Source organism: Streptomyces sp. NBC_00335 (assembly GCF_036127095.1).
GTDB lineage: Bacteria > Actinomycetota > Actinomycetes > Streptomycetales > Streptomycetaceae > Streptomyces.
This window is the reverse complement of record NZ_CP108006.1, coordinates 994,103-1,011,491: the sequence shown is the minus strand read 5'-3', so window position 1 is coordinate 1,011,491 and position 17,389 is coordinate 994,103. Positions and strand designations below refer to the sequence as shown.

Annotated in this window: 17 protein-coding genes; 5 read left to right on the top strand and 12 right to left on the bottom strand. The window is 72.9% G+C overall.

From position 1 onward, the window contains the following. Nucleotides 1-150: 150 nt before the first annotated feature. From egtD to egtA, 4 genes are read right to left on the bottom strand one after another with little or no spacing between them, the layout of a single operon-like run. Nucleotides 151-1,203 carry an L-histidine N(alpha)-methyltransferase gene (gene egtD, locus OHA37_RS04680; RefSeq protein ID WP_266902744.1) on the bottom strand — a complete coding sequence of 351 codons (1,053 nt, stop codon included), beginning with the start codon at nt 1,201-1,203 and terminating at the stop codon, nt 151-153. Beyond that, nucleotides 1,200-2,015 (bottom strand): ergothioneine biosynthesis protein EgtC, encoded by an 816-nt coding sequence (egtC, locus tag OHA37_RS04675; RefSeq protein WP_266902742.1) that lies wholly within the window; start codon nt 2,013-2,015, stop codon nt 1,200-1,202. The genes egtD and egtC overlap by 4 nt, the downstream gene beginning before the upstream one ends. Further along, entirely contained in the window at nt 2,015-3,346 is a 1,332-nt protein-coding gene (gene egtB, locus OHA37_RS04670) for an ergothioneine biosynthesis protein EgtB (protein ID WP_266902740.1), read from the bottom strand. Before egtB ends, egtC begins: the two co-directional genes overlap by 1 nt. After that, a complete protein-coding gene (egtA, locus tag OHA37_RS04665) occupies nt 3,343-4,731 on the bottom strand; it encodes an ergothioneine biosynthesis glutamate--cysteine ligase EgtA (protein ID WP_443046112.1) in 1,389 nt (462 codons plus the stop codon). The genes egtB and egtA overlap by 4 nt, the downstream gene beginning before the upstream one ends. 72 nt (nt 4,732-4,803) lie before the next feature. Here egtA and OHA37_RS04660 point away from each other — a divergent pair, with 72 nt between their 5' ends. After that, the gene (locus tag OHA37_RS04660) at nt 4,804-5,661 is read left to right on the top strand and encodes a TIGR02452 family protein (protein ID WP_266902736.1); all 858 of its coding nucleotides are present in this window, start codon (nt 4,804-4,806) and stop codon (nt 5,659-5,661) included. Here the strand turns inward: OHA37_RS04660 and OHA37_RS04655 are convergent. The 4 genes from OHA37_RS04655 to OHA37_RS04640 all read right to left on the bottom strand — a co-directional run bounded on the left by OHA37_RS04655 (nt 5,658) and on the right by OHA37_RS04640 (nt 8,904). Continuing rightward, a complete protein-coding gene (locus OHA37_RS04655; RefSeq protein WP_266902734.1) occupies nt 5,658-6,500 on the bottom strand; it encodes a dienelactone hydrolase family protein in 843 nt (280 codons plus the stop codon). The two genes, OHA37_RS04660 and OHA37_RS04655, sit on opposite strands and share 4 nt — an antisense overlap. Nucleotides 6,501-6,751: 251 nt before the next feature. Next, a complete protein-coding gene (locus tag OHA37_RS04650) occupies nt 6,752-7,576 on the bottom strand; it encodes a class I SAM-dependent methyltransferase (protein WP_266902732.1) in 825 nt (274 codons plus the stop codon). Nucleotides 7,577-7,703: 127 nt separating this feature from the next. Beyond that, entirely contained in the window at nt 7,704-8,165 is a 462-nt protein-coding gene (locus OHA37_RS04645; RefSeq protein ID WP_266902730.1) for a type II toxin-antitoxin system PemK/MazF family toxin, read from the bottom strand. Nucleotides 8,166-8,208: 43 nt separating this feature from the next. Beyond that, entirely contained in the window at nt 8,209-8,904 is a 696-nt protein-coding gene (locus OHA37_RS04640) for a TetR/AcrR family transcriptional regulator (RefSeq protein WP_266902728.1), read from the bottom strand. A gap of 73 nt (nt 8,905-8,977) precedes the next feature. On the opposite strand from OHA37_RS04640, the gene OHA37_RS04635 reads away from it, so the two are divergent. Continuing rightward, nucleotides 8,978-9,385: a RidA family protein gene (locus OHA37_RS04635; RefSeq protein ID WP_266902726.1), complete on the top strand. Its 408-nt coding sequence runs from the start codon at nt 8,978-8,980 to the stop codon at nt 9,383-9,385. Between the two features lie 13 nt (nt 9,386-9,398). On the opposite strand, the gene OHA37_RS04630 is transcribed toward OHA37_RS04635, so the two are convergent. The 3 genes from OHA37_RS04630 to OHA37_RS04620 all read right to left on the bottom strand — a co-directional run bounded on the left by OHA37_RS04630 (nt 9,399) and on the right by OHA37_RS04620 (nt 12,105). Continuing rightward, nucleotides 9,399-10,007, bottom strand: coding sequence for a hypothetical protein (locus OHA37_RS04630; RefSeq protein WP_266902724.1), 609 nt, complete (start codon nt 10,005-10,007; stop codon nt 9,399-9,401). Nucleotides 10,008-10,105: 98 nt separating this feature from the next. Beyond that, nucleotides 10,106-10,801, bottom strand: a complete 696-nt coding sequence (locus OHA37_RS04625; protein ID WP_266912509.1) for an alpha/beta fold hydrolase — start codon at nt 10,799-10,801, stop codon at nt 10,106-10,108. Nucleotides 10,802-10,860: 59 nt separating this feature from the next. Beyond that, nucleotides 10,861-12,105 (bottom strand): MFS transporter, encoded by a 1,245-nt coding sequence (locus OHA37_RS04620; RefSeq protein ID WP_266902722.1) that lies wholly within the window; start codon nt 12,103-12,105, stop codon nt 10,861-10,863. Between the two features lie 286 nt (nt 12,106-12,391). Here OHA37_RS04620 and OHA37_RS04615 point away from each other — a divergent pair, with 286 nt between their 5' ends. The 3 genes from OHA37_RS04615 (at nt 12,392) to OHA37_RS04605 (ending at nt 16,663) form a co-directional block, all read left to right on the top strand. Then, on the top strand, nt 12,392-13,429 hold the full coding sequence (locus OHA37_RS04615; protein ID WP_266902720.1) for a LacI family DNA-binding transcriptional regulator: 1,038 nt from the start codon (nt 12,392-12,394) through the stop codon (nt 13,427-13,429). 439 nt (nt 13,430-13,868) lie between these two features. After that, on the top strand, nt 13,869-15,068 hold the full coding sequence (locus OHA37_RS04610) for a thiolase family protein (protein WP_266902718.1): 1,200 nt from the start codon (nt 13,869-13,871) through the stop codon (nt 15,066-15,068). A 155-nt stretch (nt 15,069-15,223) separates the two neighbouring features. Then, nucleotides 15,224-16,663, top strand: coding sequence for an aldehyde dehydrogenase family protein (locus OHA37_RS04605; protein WP_266902716.1), 1,440 nt, complete (start codon nt 15,224-15,226; stop codon nt 16,661-16,663). A gap of 38 nt (nt 16,664-16,701) precedes the next feature. Here the strand turns inward: OHA37_RS04605 and OHA37_RS04600 are convergent, their stop codons facing one another. Continuing rightward, nucleotides 16,702-17,343 carry a hypothetical protein gene (locus OHA37_RS04600; RefSeq protein ID WP_266902714.1) on the bottom strand — a complete coding sequence of 214 codons (642 nt, stop codon included), beginning with the start codon at nt 17,341-17,343 and terminating at the stop codon, nt 16,702-16,704. Nucleotides 17,344-17,389 lie beyond the last annotated feature (46 nt).

The window sequence follows — 17,389 nt, the reverse complement described above, 5'->3', positions numbered from 1 at the left end:
GGCCGGAGCGCCCGCCTTCGTCGGGGACGATCCGCTGACCGCCTCCCTCTGGCGGATCGCGCGTGCCCGTGGGGTGCGCGCCGAGGTGTGGCTGCTGCCGCGGATCCCGCCGGGCCGGTACGGGCACCGGCGGGACCTCGCGGCTGCGGCTCAGGCGGCCGTGCTCGCCGAACCGGTACCCGCGTCACGGCCGGCGGCGCCGCGGCTGTCCGAGGTACCCTCCCAGCCGTCGGCGCCGATGCCGTCCGCCACCGACAGCGACAGGGCGAATCGGCCGGCCGCGTCCGTCCACCAATGGGTCAACTCAAGTCCGGCAGAGGCGAGTTCCCTGCGGACCCCCTCCTGACGGAACTTCGCCGAGATCTCCGTCAGGATCTCCTCACCCGCCTCGAAGGGCACCTCCAGATCCAGTGCCCGGACCTTCACCACCACGTGCCCGCGGGCCCGCAGCCGCATCTCGATCCACTCGTGCTCCCGGTTCCACACCGCCACGTGCTCGAAGTCGGCGGTGTGGAAGTCCGCGCCCAACTCCCGGTTGACCACGGACAGTACGTTCCGGTTGAAGTCGGCTGTCACCCCTTGCGCATCGTCGTACGCCGACACCAGGACGGCCGGGTCCTTCACCAGGTCCGTCCCCATCAGCAGCGCGTCCCCGGGCGACAGCATCGCCCGTACGTCCGCCAGGAACACGGCCCGCTCCGCCGGCAGCAGGTTCCCGATCGTGCCGCCCAGGAACACCACCAGCCGGGGCCCGGGCGATTGCGGCAACCGCAGCGCCCGGGTGAAGTCGGCCAGCAACGCGTGGACGCGCAGCCCCGGATGTTCCTCCAGCAGGATCTTCGCCGCCCCGGTCAGCGCGCTCTCGCTCACGTCCACCGGTACGTACGTGTCCAGCGCGGGCAGGGCCTCGATCAGGTGCCGGGTCTTCTCGGAGGAGCCGGAACCCAGCTCCACCAAGGTGCGGGCCCCGCTCACCGAGGCGATCTCCCGGGCCCGTTCGAGCAGGATCTCCCGCTCGGCGCGCGTCGGGTAGTACTCGGGCAACCGCGTTATCTCCTCGAAGAGTTCACTGCCCCGCGCATCGTAGAACCACTTGGGCGGCAGCGACTTGGGGGACCGGGTCAGCCCATCGCGCACATCCGTGCGCAGCGCCGCCTCGGCGGTGTGCTCGTCGAGGGTGCGGGTCAGCTGGAAGTCGTTCACTGGCCTTCGTCTCCTTGGTGCGGTGCGTGAGGTGTGTGCGATGCGTGCGGTGCGTCGCCGGGGGTCTCCTTCAGGGAGACGAGGTCGACCCGGCTGCGGGTCGCCGTCAGCAGGGTCCGGTCGGGCACCTCGCACCAGCGCGGGTCGTCGTCATAGGGCTCGGAGGCCACCACCGTGCGCTGCGCCCGGGCGTCGGTCAGGTACCACAGGGAATCCCCCCAGGCCGTCGCCGCGATGGCCCGGCCGTCGGTCAGCAGCAGGTTCAGCCGGGATCCGGGCGCGGCCTCGGCCAGCTCCCGTACCGTCCCGGCCAGCGCCGCACCGAGGTCCGGATCCCTGCGCAGCCGGTGCAGGACCAGGGCCCAGATCAGCGCCGAATCCGTACGGGCGGCCAGCGACAGCAGCTCCTGGGGCGGCAGCCCGGCCGCGACCGGGGCCGCGGAGTCCGGCCAGTCCCGCAGCGAGCCGTTGTGGCTGAACAGCCACAGCCCCTCCGAGAACGGGGCGGCCGCAGCCTCCCCGTCCGCCCCGGGGCGCGTGGCGTCCCGTACGGCGGCCAGCAGCGCCCCGCTGCGGACCACCCGGGCGAGATCGCCGAAGGTCAGGTCGCCCCAGATCGGCCCGGCCCGGCGGTAGCGGGCGGGTACCGGGTCCCCCTCCGCGTACCAGCCGACGCCGAAGCCGTCGGCGTTGACCGTGCCGGAGCGCTGGCGGCGCGGTTCCCACGACTGCCGGACCAGTGAGTGCTCGGGCTCGCTCAGTACCCGGCCCAGGCTCACGGGCGCCCCGAGATAGGCGAGGTGACGGCACATCAGGCCTGCCCGGCGGAGCGTGCGGGGCCCGCGCCGCGCGCGGTCCGGAACCCGGAGAAGATCTGCCGGCGCACCGGCAGGTCCCAGTTGCGGAAGGTGCCCCGGCAGGCCACCGGGTCCACGGCGAAGGAACCGCCGCGCAGCACCTTGTGCTCGGGGCCGAAGAACACCTCCGAGTACTCGCGGTAGGGGAACGCCCGGAAGCCGGGGTAGGGGAGGAAGTCCGAAGCCGTCCACTCCCACACGTCGCCGATGAGCTGGCGCACCCCGAGCGGGGAGGACCCTGCCGGATAGGCGCCCGCCGGGGCCGGCCGCAGGTGGCGCTGGCCGAGATTGGCGTGCGCGGGCGTGGGGTCCGCGTCGCCCCACGGGTAGCGGGTGGAGCGCCCGGCCGCCGGATCGTGGCGGGCGGCCTTCTCCCACTCCGCCTCGGTGGGCAGCCGGCGCCCCGCCCAGCGGGCGTACGCGTCGGCCTCGTACCAGCTCACGTGCAGCACCGGCTCGTCACCGGGCACCGGCTCGGTGACCCCGAAGCGGCGGCGCAGCCAGGTATCGCCCTCGCGGTGCCAGAACAGCGGGGCCTCGATCCCGTGCCGGCGGATCTCCGCCCAGCCGGCCGCCTCCCACCACCGCTCTTCGTGGTAGCCGCCGTCCGCCATGAACTCCTGGTACGCGGCATTGGTCACCGGGACGGTGTCGATCCAGAACGCCTCGACCTCGCGGACGTGCGCGGGCCGCTCGTTGTCCAGCGACCAGGGCTCCGCCGAGGTTCCCATCGTGAACGGCCCGCCGGGTACGAGCACTTCGGCCGCGGGCGGCGGCGGGCCTTGTGAGGGGTCCGGGTCGGGCGCCGCCAGCACCGGTGCGCCCTGTCGTAGCTGATGGGTGATCAGCATCGTCTCGTCGTGCTGCTGTTCGTGCTGGGCGATCATCCCGAAGACGTAGCCGCCGTCCAGCAGGGCCGTTCCCTCCAAGGGGGTGCGGTCCAGCAGGTCGAAGACCCGGCCGCGGACCTCGGCGGCGTACCGGCGGGCCTCGTCCGGGCTCAGCAGCGGCAACTTCGGTCGCTCCGCGCGGGGATGCTCGAACGCGTCGTAGAGCGGGTCTATCTCGGGGCGCATCGACTCGCGGCCGGCCACGTTGCGCAGCAGCCAGAGCTCCTCCATGTTCCCGATGTGCGCCAGGTCCCAGACCAGCGGGGACATCAAGGGGGAGTGCTGGGCCGTCAGTTCCGCTTCGGTGACGGCATCGGTGAGTCCGGCCGTGCGGACGCGCGCCGCGGTCAGGGCGGCGGCGGCCCGCTCGCGCAGGAGCTCCGCTTCGGCGGTCATGAGCGTGCCTCCTCGCCGGCCGGCTGCTGTCGGGTTCGCGGGTGCGGGCGCGCCGGGGCCTGTGCGTGCGGCTGCCGCGGCTCGGTCAGGTCGTCGGCCGGACATCGGCCGCGGGACACGTAGCGCTCGGTGAACTCGCCGACGGTGTCGATGACGTGGCCACCGGCTCCCAGTCGGGGCAGCGCCGAGGCCGCGGCCCGGAAGCAGGCGCGGGCCGCGGACCGCAGCTCCGGATCGGACAGCGCGTCGCGGGCGGCGGACCGCCACAGCGGATTGCGCGGCGCGGGATGGGTGCCGTAGGAGTCGGCCAGCCCCTTCGCCACCCGGTACGCGGTCTCCGCGGCCTCCGGGTCGTCGAACAGCGCGTGCACGACGGCCACCGGGACCAGCCAGCCGTCCTCGCCGGGCTGGGCGTCGATCATCCGCAGCTCCAGATGGCCCCGGGGCCGTACGGGCGGGAAGAGGGTGGTCAGGTGGTAGTCCAGATCGGCGGCGGTCGGTGGCCGGTGGGCGCCGGCCGTCCGGCCGCCACCCCCCTGGCCGCCGGAGCGCAGCCAGTCGCGGAAGGTCAGCCCGCGCGGTACCGCCCAGGGCGCTCCCTCCTCGTCCGTCCGCACGCACATCACCTCGGTGTCCAGCGCCTGTTGGGTCCACGCGCCGCGCGGCTCCGCCTCCAGCGGCGGGGCGAGGGAGCGCCGGGTGTCGAGGTCGCTCCAGACCCCCTGGCGGGCGCACCGCCAGCCGGCGTACGGGCCTTCGTGCGCGGGGGAGTTGGCGAAGGCGGCGACCAGCACCGCGCCGAGGAGGTGGGCCAGGCGCCAGCGCCTGCCGTGGCCCAGCGGGCCGGGCTCCTCGTGACCGGCGTCCACGCAGACCTGGACGGAGGCCGAGGCGCACATCATGGCGCGCCCGGCCGGGCCGGTGCGGTCGAAGTAGGTCTCCATGGCCTCGTACCGCGGGCTTGTCAGCATCCGCCGCAACGGCCTGCGCGGGTCCTGACCGAGTCCGCGCAGGACCAGACCCTGGTCGCGCAGGGCGCCCCGGACGGCGGTCAGATCGGCCTGGAGGCCGTCGACGCAGCCGGTCAGGGAGGAGGCGGGGGCCGAGCTGAGCTCCAGCTGACCGCCCGGCTCGACGGTGACGCCGGAGCCGAGGGGGAGGGCGCGGGCCGCGTCGTGCGCGGCGGCCAGGCGTTCGTGGGAAACGGGCCGGCCGGGTCGTTCGGCGTCGAACACCAGCCATTCGAGCTCCGCACCGAGCAGGCGGGGCGGGCCGGTCTTGAAACAGATGCCGTGGAGCAGCTCCTCGGCGCCGGTTTCTGTCAGTCGGGTGAGTGAGTCCTGGGGCATGACGGGGCCCTCGTCTCCTGTCGTCGGCTGTGACATCACCCGTGCCTACCCGTCCCTAGGGGCACAAACCCATTGCGGGCGCCCTGCCGGAGCGCCGAAGATCGCCGCATGAGCGGCAGATTGCGCGAGATCGCGCGGGAGAATGCGGAGATCGTGGCGGCCGGGGGGTACCGGACGCGGTCGGGACGGCAGGTGTCGATCGCCGCCGCCGTGGTGGAGGCCAAGGCAGGAACCAGGATATATGGGCCAAACCGGGTGATTCCAGGCGAGCCGACCTCGAAGGGTGCCCACCGGACCGTCGTCGAGGTCACCGGCGAGAGCAGTACGGTCGCCGCCCGGCGGCTCGTCGGGGCGCTCCCGGAAGGTCCCGGGACCGTTTCGGTGGCCGTCCTGAACTTCGCTTCGGCCCGGAATCCCGGGGGCGGCTACGTCCGCGGGGCCAAGGCCCAGGAGGAGGCCCTCTGCCGCGCCTCGGCGCTGTACGAGACCCTCCGGGAGGCCCCGGAGTACTACGAGATCCACCGCGCCGAGGTCAGCACCTTCTACACCGACCGGGTGATTCACTCGCCCGGGGTCCCCGTCTTCCGCGACGACCGGGGCAACCTGCTGGACACCCCCTTCCGGGCCGGATTCCTCACCTCGCCCGCCCCGAACGCGGGCACGATCCGCCGCCAGGAACCGGACCGCGAGCCCGAGATCCCCGCGGCCCTCGCACGCCGCGCGGAGCTGGTCCTGGAGGTGGCCGCGCTGCACGGGTACCGGGGGCTGGTGCTGGGGGCCTGGGGGTGCGGGGTCTTCCAGAACGACCCCGCCCAGGTGGCGGAGGCCTTCAGGGGGCTGCTGGCGGGGCGGTTCGCCGGTGTGTTCGAACGGGTCGTGTTCGGCGTACTCGATCCGAAGCCGGCGACGCGGGAGACGTTCGAGCGGGTGCTCGCGGGGGCGGGGGAAGAGGCGCGGGAGGACTAGCCGGGGCCGGCCTGGGCCTCGGTCGGGAGCAGGCGGGTCCGCAGCAGGTCCAGCACCTGGTCCAGCGCCGCGCGGGTGGCCTGTCCTGGCCGGTCGACGAGGTGCTCGGTGAGGACGGAGTGCGGCGGCAGCACGGCTTCGGGGTTGGCGGCCTCGTCCTCCAGCTCGACGGCGACGAAGGCGTCACCGAGCTCGCGGCGCAGGAACGCGAAACGGGCGCCGGGAGTGAGCCGGTCGCTCCTGAAGCGCAGCCCCAGCACCTGCAGGCCCTCGCGCTCGCAGCGTCCCCGGACGGTGGCGAGGTCTTCGGGGGAGATGTCGATGCCGCCCCGCCGGCCGGCGGTGATGGCCAGGGGGAGGGACGGCTGCGACAGGACGGGCACGAGGAGGTGCTCGTCGACGGCCATGGCGAGGGCGAAGCCGCCGGTCAGGCACATGCCGACGGCGCCCACGCCCGGGCCGCCGCAGCGCTGGTGCTCGTACGCGGACAGATCGCGCAGCCAGTTCACGACGGGCGAACTCCGGCCGGTGGCCAGGACGGTGAACTCCCGGCTCACGCACACGTTCCCCATGCTGGACGCGGTGTACAGCGCGCCCCGCAGCAGGCCGTGGGCCTTGGGGTGGGGGTCGCGGCCGGGCGTGCCGAACAGCACCGGGAGCACGGCGGTGCAGCCCATCGCGGCCACCCGCTCGGCGAACTCCAGCACCTTCGGGGTGATTCCGGGGATCTCCGCGAGCACGATCACCGCGGGCCCGCTGCCGCGGCGCAGGACGGGACGCGTGCTGCCCCCGTGGGTGAACGTGTCGCGTTCGAAGCCCGACAGGTCATGGTCCGCCATGGACGACCGCCTCACTCATCGACCGTGGCGCACGCGATCGCGCTGGGCGACGCACGGCACCAACCTTCCGCTGACGTCCGGCGGACGTTCCGCACGTCCTGCTGGCGTGCCGATGACGTTCCGCACGTACCGCCGGCGTGCGGATCACGTTCCGCTGGCGTCCCTTTGACGGGAGGGACCGTACAACACCCGGACGGGGTGGGCCTACCCCTGAGTAACAAGATGGATGGGTGCCGGGTGGCGCCGGAGGCCTACGAGGCTTCGGGCGCTCCGGGTTTCCAGCCCCAGGCCGTGAGCATGCCGGGCGAGAGCCCCGCGTACCCGGGGGAGTCCAGCAGTCGCAGGGCCTCGGTGAGCCGGGCCTCGTCGAGCAGTCCCGTCGCCAGCATGTCCGCCCGGGCCCGGTTCCAGGTGTCCGCCCAGAACCGGCTGATCGGGCTGCCCGGCAGGAGCGGCGGTACGTGGATCTCGGCCGCCACCGCGTCCAGCCCCGCCGCCTCCAGTAGCTCGGGGTGGTGGACCACCTGCGCCACGTCCGTCCCGATGCTGTCGCGCAGCCCGCGCCACATCGCCCGCATGGCGTCGGTGTACGGGGTGAGGGGCGCCGCCGAGTCCGTCGTCAGGTCGACGGCGTCGCTGATCACCAGGACCCCGCCGGGGGCGAGCAGCTCGGCGAGCCGGGCGACCAGTCGCGGCCGGTCCGGCAGGTGCATGAGGACGAAGCGGGCATGGACCAGGCGGAAGAGGCCCGGGGAGAACTCGTCCGCGGTGATGTCCGCCTGCAGCGGGGTCAGCCCCGGCACCGGATGCGCGGCGAGGAAACGTACGTCCCGGTCCACCGCGAGGACCTCCGAGACCCCCGCCTCCTCCAGCAGTCGGCGCGCCACCGTTCCGGTGCCCGCTCCGAGGTCCAGGCAGGTCCAGCCCGGGCCCACGCCGAGCTGCCGCAGCCGGGACATGGTCGTGTCGTCGTAGGTGAGGGAGCCGAGGTCGATCCGGGCCCCCTCGCCGCCGTCCTCGGGGCGGAAGACCCGCTCGCCGTAGCGCCCCGGGTTCTGGCCGCCTGTGCCGGTCATGGACCCATTGTCGCAAGGGGGTGGGGAGGGCACATGTTGGAGCGGGGAGCCGGGAGCGGGGAGCCGGGCCGGGGTCTTGGCCGGGGGCTTGAGGGACAGGCCCGGCCGTGCCCCCGGCCCCCGTGGGCTAGCGCCAGCCGTACCGCTCGCGCAGGCGGTCCACGACGAGCTGGAAGCGGCCCCGGTCCAGTGCGCAGGCCTCGCGGCGCATGCCGTCCTCGTGTACGCGCAGCACCCGGTCCACGTCCACCCAGGACTCCCGCCCCGCGCTGTCCCACGGTCCGGTCCCGATGGGGACCCACTCCCGGTCGTGGTCGTGCCGCTTGCTGGACAGCTGGACGGCCAAGAGCGTGCCGCTCTCCTCGCGGGCCACGACCAGCACCGGCCGGTCCTTGCCGCGCCCGTCGTTCTCCTCGTACGGAACCCAGGTCCACACGATCTCACCGGGATCGGGATCCCCGTCGCGATCGGGGGCGTACGAGGTCTGCACCGGCCCGATGGCGTTCGGATCGGCCTCGGCGGTTGCGGTGGCGCCGTCGCGGCCGGGCTGCTCGATGTGACCGTTGCTGTGGTGGGAAAGTGCCGTCATTCGGGCGAGGTTACCGGGTGGCGGGGGGAGGAGTGAGCGGTGATCAGAGGGTCTTGGGGGCCGGCGGGCGCGTCGGGCTGGTGGGGGGTTCTTCTTGGTTCGGCGGCTGGATGTCTGCTGTCGTGGGGGTGAGTGCCGTCTGCCAGCCCTGCTCCACGGACCGGCGGCATGAGTCGGCTGCGTCGCCGGCGCTCGTGAACAGTGCGGTCAGCATGGGCGCGCCCTGGGCGAGGACCTGGTGCGGCAGGGGGCCCGTGGCCACCAGGGACGCGAGTCCGTGGCCGATCACCCAGCTCTGCGTCGCCAGGGTCAGGGGGTCGATCGCCTCGTGGAAGCGGCCGGCCGTCTTGGCCCGTTCTACGGCGTGGACCAGGCAATGCAGCGTCTCGTCTGCGGCCTTGGCGTCTTCGAGCTCGAAGCCGGCGTCGAACATGATCCGGTAGAGATCGGGAGCGGCGAGGGCGTTGGTTACGTAGGCGGCTCCGAGGGCGGCCAGGTCCCGTACCGGATCCGTGGACATCGACACTGCGTCGAGCCGGGCTGCGAGGCGTTTGAAGCCCTCTTGGCGCATGGCCGTCCACAGGCCGTCCATGCCTCCGAAGTAGGTGTAGACGGCCATCGTCGATACGCCCGTACCGGCCACGAGGGAGCGGAGGGTGACCGGCTCGCGGGTGCGGAGCATCATCGCGGCTCGTTCGATCAGGAGGGAGCGGATCGCCGGGTCTTTGGTTCGCGCCATGTCATTACATTACATAGCAGCGCTATGGTTTGGCGGTGCAGGAACCCTGCGCTGTCGATGACGAGGAGTTGCCATGGCTGTGACGCTGGTCAATCCCGAGGGATTGCCGAAACCCGATGTGTACCGTCAGCTGTCGGTCGCCACCGGGTCGAAGTTGGTGTTCCTCGCAGGTCAAGTCGCGCGCGATGCCGAGGGGCGACCTGTTGGTGGAGGGGACTTCGCTGCTCAGGTCGAGCAGTGCTATCTCAACATCGGCACCGCCCTGGCCGGGATCGGCGGATCCTTCGACGACGTGGCGAAGTTGACCGTCTACGTCGTCGACTGGAGCCCCGAGAAGATGCCGCTGCTGGGGGAGGGTGTGGCCCGGGCGGCTGCCAAGTTGGGCATCGACCCCGTCAAGCCGATCACGTTGCTGGGTGTTGCGGCGCTGGGGGAACCCGATCTTCTGGTCGAGGTCGAAGCCACGGCCGTTCTCGACTGACGGGAGGGGGAGGCTATCTGCCGGCTTGGAGTGCGTTGGTGACTGCTGAGACCACCGTTCGCGGGTCGTCGGCGTGGAAGTGGACGGTGTGGACCTTCTTGGACCGGCCCAACAGGCTTACGTGGGTGATCTGGTGGGTCAGTTCGATGGTGATCGAGGTCTGGGCGGCGATGGCCACGTCCAGCACGCCGTCCTCGGGACGGTTCGCGTTCGGGAAGCGGAGGTCGTACCGGGCGGACGCGATGTGGTCCAGCGGTATGAGCAGGTCGAGCCGTGCGCCGCGTCGTATCCGCACGCCGTCGGGGCCCACGACGTGAGGGCGCGTTACGGCGGTGGCGTGCAGTCCCAGGGAGAGCAGCACCGTGTAGAGGTCCAGTGGCAGCATGATCCAGTGGGCGACCGGGTACGGGGCGAGCAGGATCGACACGCCGACCGTATCGAGCGCGCACAGGAACACCAGCGCGTACGCCGTCGGGGCCTGGGCCCGCGCATACGGGACGGCCAGATCCGGGCCGCCCACCCCGTGCGTGCGCCGGGTCATCCATAAGGCCAGGCCGGCCAGTTGTCGCCGCTCGTGTGTCAGGAGTCGTCGTGCCTGGTCGACGAGTGTTCTGATCTTCATGTGGCCAAGTGAATCAAGGCCGTGGGGGTTGGGTGATCGTGCGGGCCGACCCTCCCGGCTGAACGGGGAGTTCCGCCGGGAGGGTTGGGGGCCGGTCTTTAGATCCAGCCCTCCAGCGATGCCATGAAGCCGTCGAAGTCGTCGCGGTGGATCGTGTGGCCGGCGCCGGTGACCGAGCGGACCTCGAAGCCGCGCTCCTTGAGGACCGCCGCGCGCTCCGGGGAGATCAGGAAGCTCGGGTCCGCCAGCTGTACGAGGGAGGGGACCACCGGCGCCGCCGGCAGCAGGTCCGTGCCCGTCAGCGGGGCCAGGCTCAGGGCGGTGGCCTCGTCCCAGAGGGCCAGGGTGGCCAGTTCGACGTCCACGTCGGCCTCCTCCCAGCGCGGGTTCATCGCCTGGATCTGCTCCTTGGGCGCCGACTTGAACTGGGCGAACATCTCGGGGCCGAAGCCCTCGCCGAGCTCCGCCAGGTGCCAGGCCGGGTCGGAGAACACGGCGCGCTTCGGCTTCAGGCGGTCGACGGCCTTCGAGAGGGTCAGGCCGCCGAGGGAGTGGCCGATGGCGAGCTCGGCGCCGGCCGGGAGCGTTTCGACCACGTCGTCGGCGAAGGCCTCCGGGCTGTACTCGCCCCGGCCGCTGGCGCCGTGGCCGCGCAGGTCCACGGCGATGGCGCGGTAGCCGCGCTCGGCGAGGGCGGGCCCGACCCGGCGCCAGGTCCGGTGGTCGGCCATGATCCCGTGGATCAGGAGGGCGATGCGGTCGCCTTCGCCCCAGGTGTGGGTGTGGAGCTGCACGGTGGTGCCTTTCATCGTCAGGGGTGGTGCGCAGGGAGAGGTTCGGGTGCCCGGTCTGTTCAGCGGACGCTTCGGATCGGCTTGACGGCCAGGGCGCCCGCCACCGCCAGGGCGGCGGCCGCGATGAACAGGGCCGTGTAGCCGCCGCTCAGGGACACGATCACCGAGGCGATGAAGGGGGCGACGATCTGCGGGCCGGCGTTGGCGATGTTGAGTACGCCCATGTCGCGGGCGGCGTCCTCCGCCTTGGGGAGCACCATCGTCACCAGCGCGGTGTCCACGGCCATGTAACAGCCGAAGGCGAGGCCGTTGATCACGGCGAAGGCCAGCATGGCCGTCCAGCTGGTCGACAGGGCCGGGATCACCAGCGCGACGGCGGACAGCAGGGCGGAGGCGCCGACGAAGAGCTTGCGGCGGTCGTACTTGTCCGAGAGCCAGCCGCCGAGGACGGTGGAGACGACCATCGCCACGCTCGTCAGCGGCATCATGATGGCGACCGCCGCCTCCGGCTTCATGCCCTCCGGCAGCACGGTGTGGTCCTGGAGGATGTACAGCTGGTAGCCGCTCACCGCGAAGTAGCCGAGGACCAGCAGGGCCCGCCCGATGAACGCCCAGCGGAAGTCGTGGTCCTTGAGGGCGCTCGCGAAGGCGGCCAGCTGCGCCTTGACCGGCATGGAGGGCTTGGCCGGGCGCCGTTCCTCGCGGGTGCAGGTGGTGAACAGGACGGCGGCGCCGGCGACGATCGCGCCGAAGATCAGGTATCCGGTGCGGTAGTCGTCCGAGAAGGCCGCGCCGATCAGGGCGCCGATGGTCGAGCCCAGCGGCAGGCCGAGGCCGACGGCGGCGGAGGCCTTGCCGCGGGCGCTCATGGGCACCCGGTCGGGGACCACGGAGGTGATGGCGGCCTGGTAGATGTTCATCACGGCCTGGCCGAGGCACCAGGCGATGGTGATGAGCAGGATCGTGTCCGCGGCGCCGAGCAGGAACATCGCCGGTATCGCGGCGAGTCCACCGCCCAGGATCCAGGGGTTGCGCCGTCCGCTGCGGTCGGACAGGGCGCCCGCGACCGGGTTGAAGACCGTCGCGAAGATCGCCGAGACCCCCGCGATCAGGCCGAAGTTGGCGACCTTGTTCGCCGCGTCGATGTCTTCGACCTGGAGGGCGAGGAGTACGCCGGCGACGCCGATGTAGAGCGCGTACATGGCGCCGTTGCCGACGAGCAGCAAGGGGAGCAGGCCGCGCGGGGAGGCGGGGGCGTCGGTGGTGGCGGCGGCGGTGCCGGTGCCGGGGGAGGAAAGGGCCACGGTGCCCTCCTGGGCAGTTTGGTGAGGGGCGAGGGGTATGGAGGGGTGCACTGAGGGGTGTGGGGAGGAGTGCGCGCCGCCCTGTCGCGACGGCGGGGGTGCGACGGAACGCGGCAGGGCGGCGGCACGGCTGGGCACGGCACGAACACGTGTGGAGACACCGTTGACGAAGCTCGGGTGACGTCGTGGTTACACGTGTCAGTGAATCGTGTAACCACTGTGTAGCATTGGTTTCCGGCCATCCGCTAGCCCCTGGGCACAAACGGTCTGGAAAGATGCCACGGCAATGTCTCAGTCATCGAAGCCGCCGAAGCCCCCCACGTCGCCGTCCCCGTCGCCGGCGCCCGTCCCGACCAGCGCGGACGTCGCCCGTCTCGCCGGAGTGTCGCGCGCGACGGTCTCGTACGTCCTGAACAACGCGGAGGCCGTACGCATCAGCGAGCCGACCCGCCGCAAGGTGCGCGAGGCCGCCGAGGAGCTCGGCTACGTCCCCCACGCGGCCGCCCGCAGCCTGCGCGCCGGGCACACGCGCATCGTGCTGCTGCCCACCTCGCACGTGCCGATCGGCCCGCTCTACAGCACCTTCCTCAACGAGCTGCAGTGGGCGCTGCGCGGCCTCGACTACACGGTGGTCCAGTACGGCAGCCTCGGCCTCACCGGCGACGAGGCCGCGCGGGCCTGGGCCGAACTGCGGCCGGTCGCGGTGCTCTCCCTCGGGGAGATCACCCTGTCCGCGCACAACGTGGCCACGCTCAAGCGCGCCGGGGCGCGCGCGGTGCTGACGATGGGGCCGCAGGCCGTTGCCGGGGCGCACGCGCTGGTCATGGACCAGGCGGAGGTCGGCGCGCGGGCGGCGGAGCACCTGGTGGGGCAGGGCCGGCGCCGGATCGGGGTCGTCGTGCCGGAGGAAAAGGGGCTGGAGCTGTTCTCCACGCCCCGCCTGGAGGGCGCACGGTCCGTGGCGGGGGCGGAGATCGCGGCCCTGCGGATGGCCTACTCGGAGGAGTCGGCGGCCAAGCTGGCGGAGCAGTGGGGGTCGCTGGGGCTGGATGCGGCGTTCGCGTACAACGACGAGTACGCGATGCTGCTGATGCGGGCCTTCCAGGACGTGGGGCTGCGCGTGCCGGAGGACGTCGCCGTCATGGGCGCGGACGACCTGCTGATCGGGCGGCTGCTGCGGCCGCGGCTCAGCACGGTGCAGATCGAGATGCCGACGGGGGAGCGGCTGGCGGCGCTGGTCGACCAAGCGGTACGGGAGCCCTCGGCGGCGGTGCGCAGGCATGACCTGATGGCTGCGGTGGCGGTGCCGCGGGACTCGACGTGAGCTGGTCGCTCTGCTCCGGCCTCGCTGTGGCCCAGACCCAGACCCAGACCCAGACCCAGACCCAGACCCAGACCCAGACCCAGACCCCGGCTCCGGCTGCCGGCCGGTCGCCCGTGACGGCCCGGGGCTGCGCCCGGGCCCCTGGGGCTCCGCCCCAGACCCCGCGCCTCGAACGCCGGCGGGGCTGAAATGGCCCTGCGGGCAATCCAGCCCGCCGGCGCAGACAGGGCGCAGACAGGGCGCAGACAGGGCGCAGACAGGGCGCAGACATAGGGCAGGCGCAGGTCGGGGCCCCTCTGGGGGTCGGGGGCCGTTGACAGCGGGGTCGGGGGGACGGAGACTTCGGGCGCGCCCCCACCGGGCGCGGGCGGAGCGTGCCCCGGGCCGGACAGGGATGTCGGTGTGCCGCGCCGTCTCCCGCTCGCCTCGGAGGGACTCCATGAGCATCCGTACCGTCCGCGACGTCTACGTCGTCGACGCCGTCCGCACCCCGATCGGGAAGTTCGGCGGTGCCCTCGCCGGTGTCCGCCCCGACGACCTGGCCGCCCACGTGGTGCGCGCGCTCGTGGACCGTACGCCCGCACTGGACCCGGCCCGCATCGACGACGTCGTCTTCGGTGACGCCAACGGCGCGGGCGAGGACAACCGCGACGTGGCCCGCATGGCGGTGCTGCTCGCCGGGCTCCCCGTGACGGTGCCCGGAGTCACCGTCAACCGCCTCTGCGGCTCCGGGCTCGAAGCCGTCGTCCAGGCGGCCCGCGCCATCGCGCTCGGGGACGCCTCCGTCGCCATCGCCGGGGGCGTCGAGTCCATGAGCCGGGCCCCCTGGGTGGTGCAGAAGCCGGAGCGCGCCTTCCCCGCCGGGCACCAGCAGATGTGGTCCACCACGCTCGGCTGGCGGATGACCAACCCCCGGATGCCCGCGGAGTGGGCCGGTTCGCTCGGCGAGGGCGCCGAACTCGTCGCCGACAAGCACGGCATCACCCGCGAGGCGCAGGACGCCTTCGCGCTGGAGAGCCACCGCAAGGCGGCGGCCGCCTGGGCCGCCGGGCAGTACGACGCCGAGGTGGTTCCGTACGCGGGTGTGGATCTGCCGCGCGACGAGTGCATCCGCGAGGGTTCCGGCCCGGAGGCGCTCGCGCGCCTGAAGCCCGCCTTCCGGAGCGACGGCACCGGCACGGTGACGGCGGGCAACGCCTCGCCGCTCAACGACGGAGCCGCCGCACTGCTGTTGACGGACGAGGAGGGCCTCGCCGCCACCGGGCGGGAGCCGTTGGCCCGGATCAGTGCGTCGGCCGTCACCGGGATCGAGCCCCAGCTCTTCGGTCTGGGGCCGGTGGAGGCGGTCGAGCGTGCGCTCGCCAAGGCGGGCCGCGGGTTCGCCGATCTGGCCGCCTTCGAACTCAACGAGGCTTTCGCGGCGCAGGCGTTGGGATGCCTCGCCTCCTGGCCCGAGCTGGATCCGGCCGTGGTCAACCCGCGTGGCGGGGCCATCGCGATCGGGCACCCGCTCGGTGCTTCGGGCGCCCGGCTGGCGGGTTCGGTGGCCCACCAGCTCGCGGCGGCCGGATCCGGTACGGGGATCGCGGCCCTCTGCATCGGTGTGGGACAGGGCATCGCCCTCGTGCTGGAGCGCTGACCCGACTCCGGCCGGTCGATCGTTTCCGGTCATAGTCGGGCGGCAACTGTTCTACAACCGAAGAGAATTGATGCCTCCGGTGCGGTGGGGTGGCACGATGGCGCGTGCTGCCGCCACCCCCCCGCCACGCTCCCCGCACCCGGAGGCCCCGCGCCATGCCGCTCCTCGATCCGACGCTCTGGCAGGACGGACCCACCCTCACCGGAGGTACCGCCCCGGTCGTCGAACCCGCCACGGGCCAGACCCTCGCGACCATCGACCTGGCCTCCCCGGCCGACGTCGCGGAGGTCGCCGTACGGGCCCACGCGGCCCAGCGCGACTGGGCGCGGGCCACCCACCTGGAGCGGGCGGCCGTGCTGCGCCGGGCCGGTGACCTGTTCACCGCCCACGCGCAGGAGCTGCGGGACTGGCTGGTCCGGGAGTCCGGATCCATCCCCGGCAAGGCCGACTTCGAGCTGCACGTCGCCGCGCAGGAGTGCTACGAGGCCGCGGCCCTGGCCTCGCGCCCGGCCGGGCAGGTGCTGCCGAGCGAGGCGCCGCGGCTGTCGTTCACCCGCCGCGAACCGGTCGGTGTCGTGGGGGTGGTGGCGCCCTTCAATGCACCGCTGATCCTCTCGATCCGCTCGGTCGCGCCCGCGCTCGCCCTCGGCAACGCGGTGCTCCTCAAGCCGGACCGCCGCACCGCGGTCTGCGGCGGGCTCGCACTCGCCGCCGTCTTCGCGGCGGCCGGCCTGCCGGGCGGACTGCTGCACGTCCTGCCCGGCGGCGCCGAGACGGGCGCGGCGGTGGTCACCGACCCCCTGGTCAGGGTGGTCTCGTTCACCGGATCCACCGCGAGCGGCCGGGTCGTCGGTGAGCTGGCGGGCCGTCACCTCAAGCGTGCGCACCTGGAGTTGGGCGGCAACTCCGCGCTCGTCGTGCTCCGCGACGCCGATGTGGCGGCGGCCGTCGCACAGGCCTCCTGGGGCTCCTTCTTCCACCAGGGCCAGATCTGCATGACGGCGGGCCGGCACCTCGTGCACGCCTCGCTCTACGACGAGTACGTGGAGCGGCTCGCCGCCCGCGCGGAGGAGCTCGCGGTCGGAGACCCGTACCGCGAGCGGGTGCACCTGGGGCCGCTCATCGACCGGTCCCAGCTGGACCGGGTCCACGGCCTGGTGGAAGCCAGCACCGCGCAGGGCGCCAAACTCGTCGCGGGCGGCGCCCACCAGGACCTCTTCTACCGGCCCACGGTGCTGGCGGGCGCCGGAGACGACAGCCCCGCCTACGCGGAGGAGGTCTTCGGTCCGGTGGCGCCCGTACGGTCCTTCGCCACGGAGGACGAGGCCGTGGAGCTGGCCTCCGCGGGCCCCTACGGGCTCTCCCTCGGGATCGTGACCGGCGACGCGGCGCGCGGACTGGACCTGGCGGGGCGGATCCCGGTCGGGATCGCGCACGTCAACGACCAGACGGTCAACGACGAGGCGGTGGCTCCCTTCGGCGGCGTCGGCGCGTCCGGCACCGGCGCTCGCTTCGGCGGCGAGGCGAACCTCGACGCCTTCACCGAGCTGCGCTGGACCACGCTCCGCGCGACCCCGGGCGGGCATCCGTTCTAGGGCGACTGTTCTAGAGCAGCCGTTCTAGGGCAATCGTTCTAGGGAGTCTCCCCAGAGGCTTCGGCGCTTGCCCCGTCCGCGTGGTCATCCACGTGGTCATCCGCGTGCTCGTCGGAGTAATCGTCGGAGATGGAGAGCCGCCCGCGCCCGGGGAGCCGGACCGGAGCCGCCAGGGCCTGCTCGTAAGCCGGGCGCGGGAAGACGTAGGGCCCCAGGGCGAGGGTGCCCCACTCGGGACGGTAGGGCTGGTGGAAGCCGGACCAGGTGACGGTGTCCTGCGTCAGGGTGACGGTGGCCATCATGGGCCAGCACTCGTCCGTTCCGCAGATGCATCCGAGCAGGGCCATGGAGCCGGTCCCCGGCTCGCGCCGTTCCGGATCGGGGTCGCCGAGGAAGTGGCGGCGCGCGTGTGCGTCGTCGTCCATGACCAGGGGGGCGTGCTGGGTCATGAGGTACGCCTCCCGCCCGTCGGGGGGCTCCTCGGAGGTGTCCCACTCCTGCGACCAGCCGGCCCGGGTGGCCTCGGCGACGAGGGTGCGCAGGTCCGTACCGTCGATCCGGACACCCCAGGCCGCACGGTCCGGGTCCTCGCCGGGGTACAGCCGGCGGAGGAACTCCACGGTGTGCGGGGCGGCGGCAGCGGTGGCGGCGCCGGGGGAGACGGGGCCGGTGTGGTTCATGGGCTCATTGTGCTCATTTCGCGCATTGCGTGCATCGGGTGCGGTC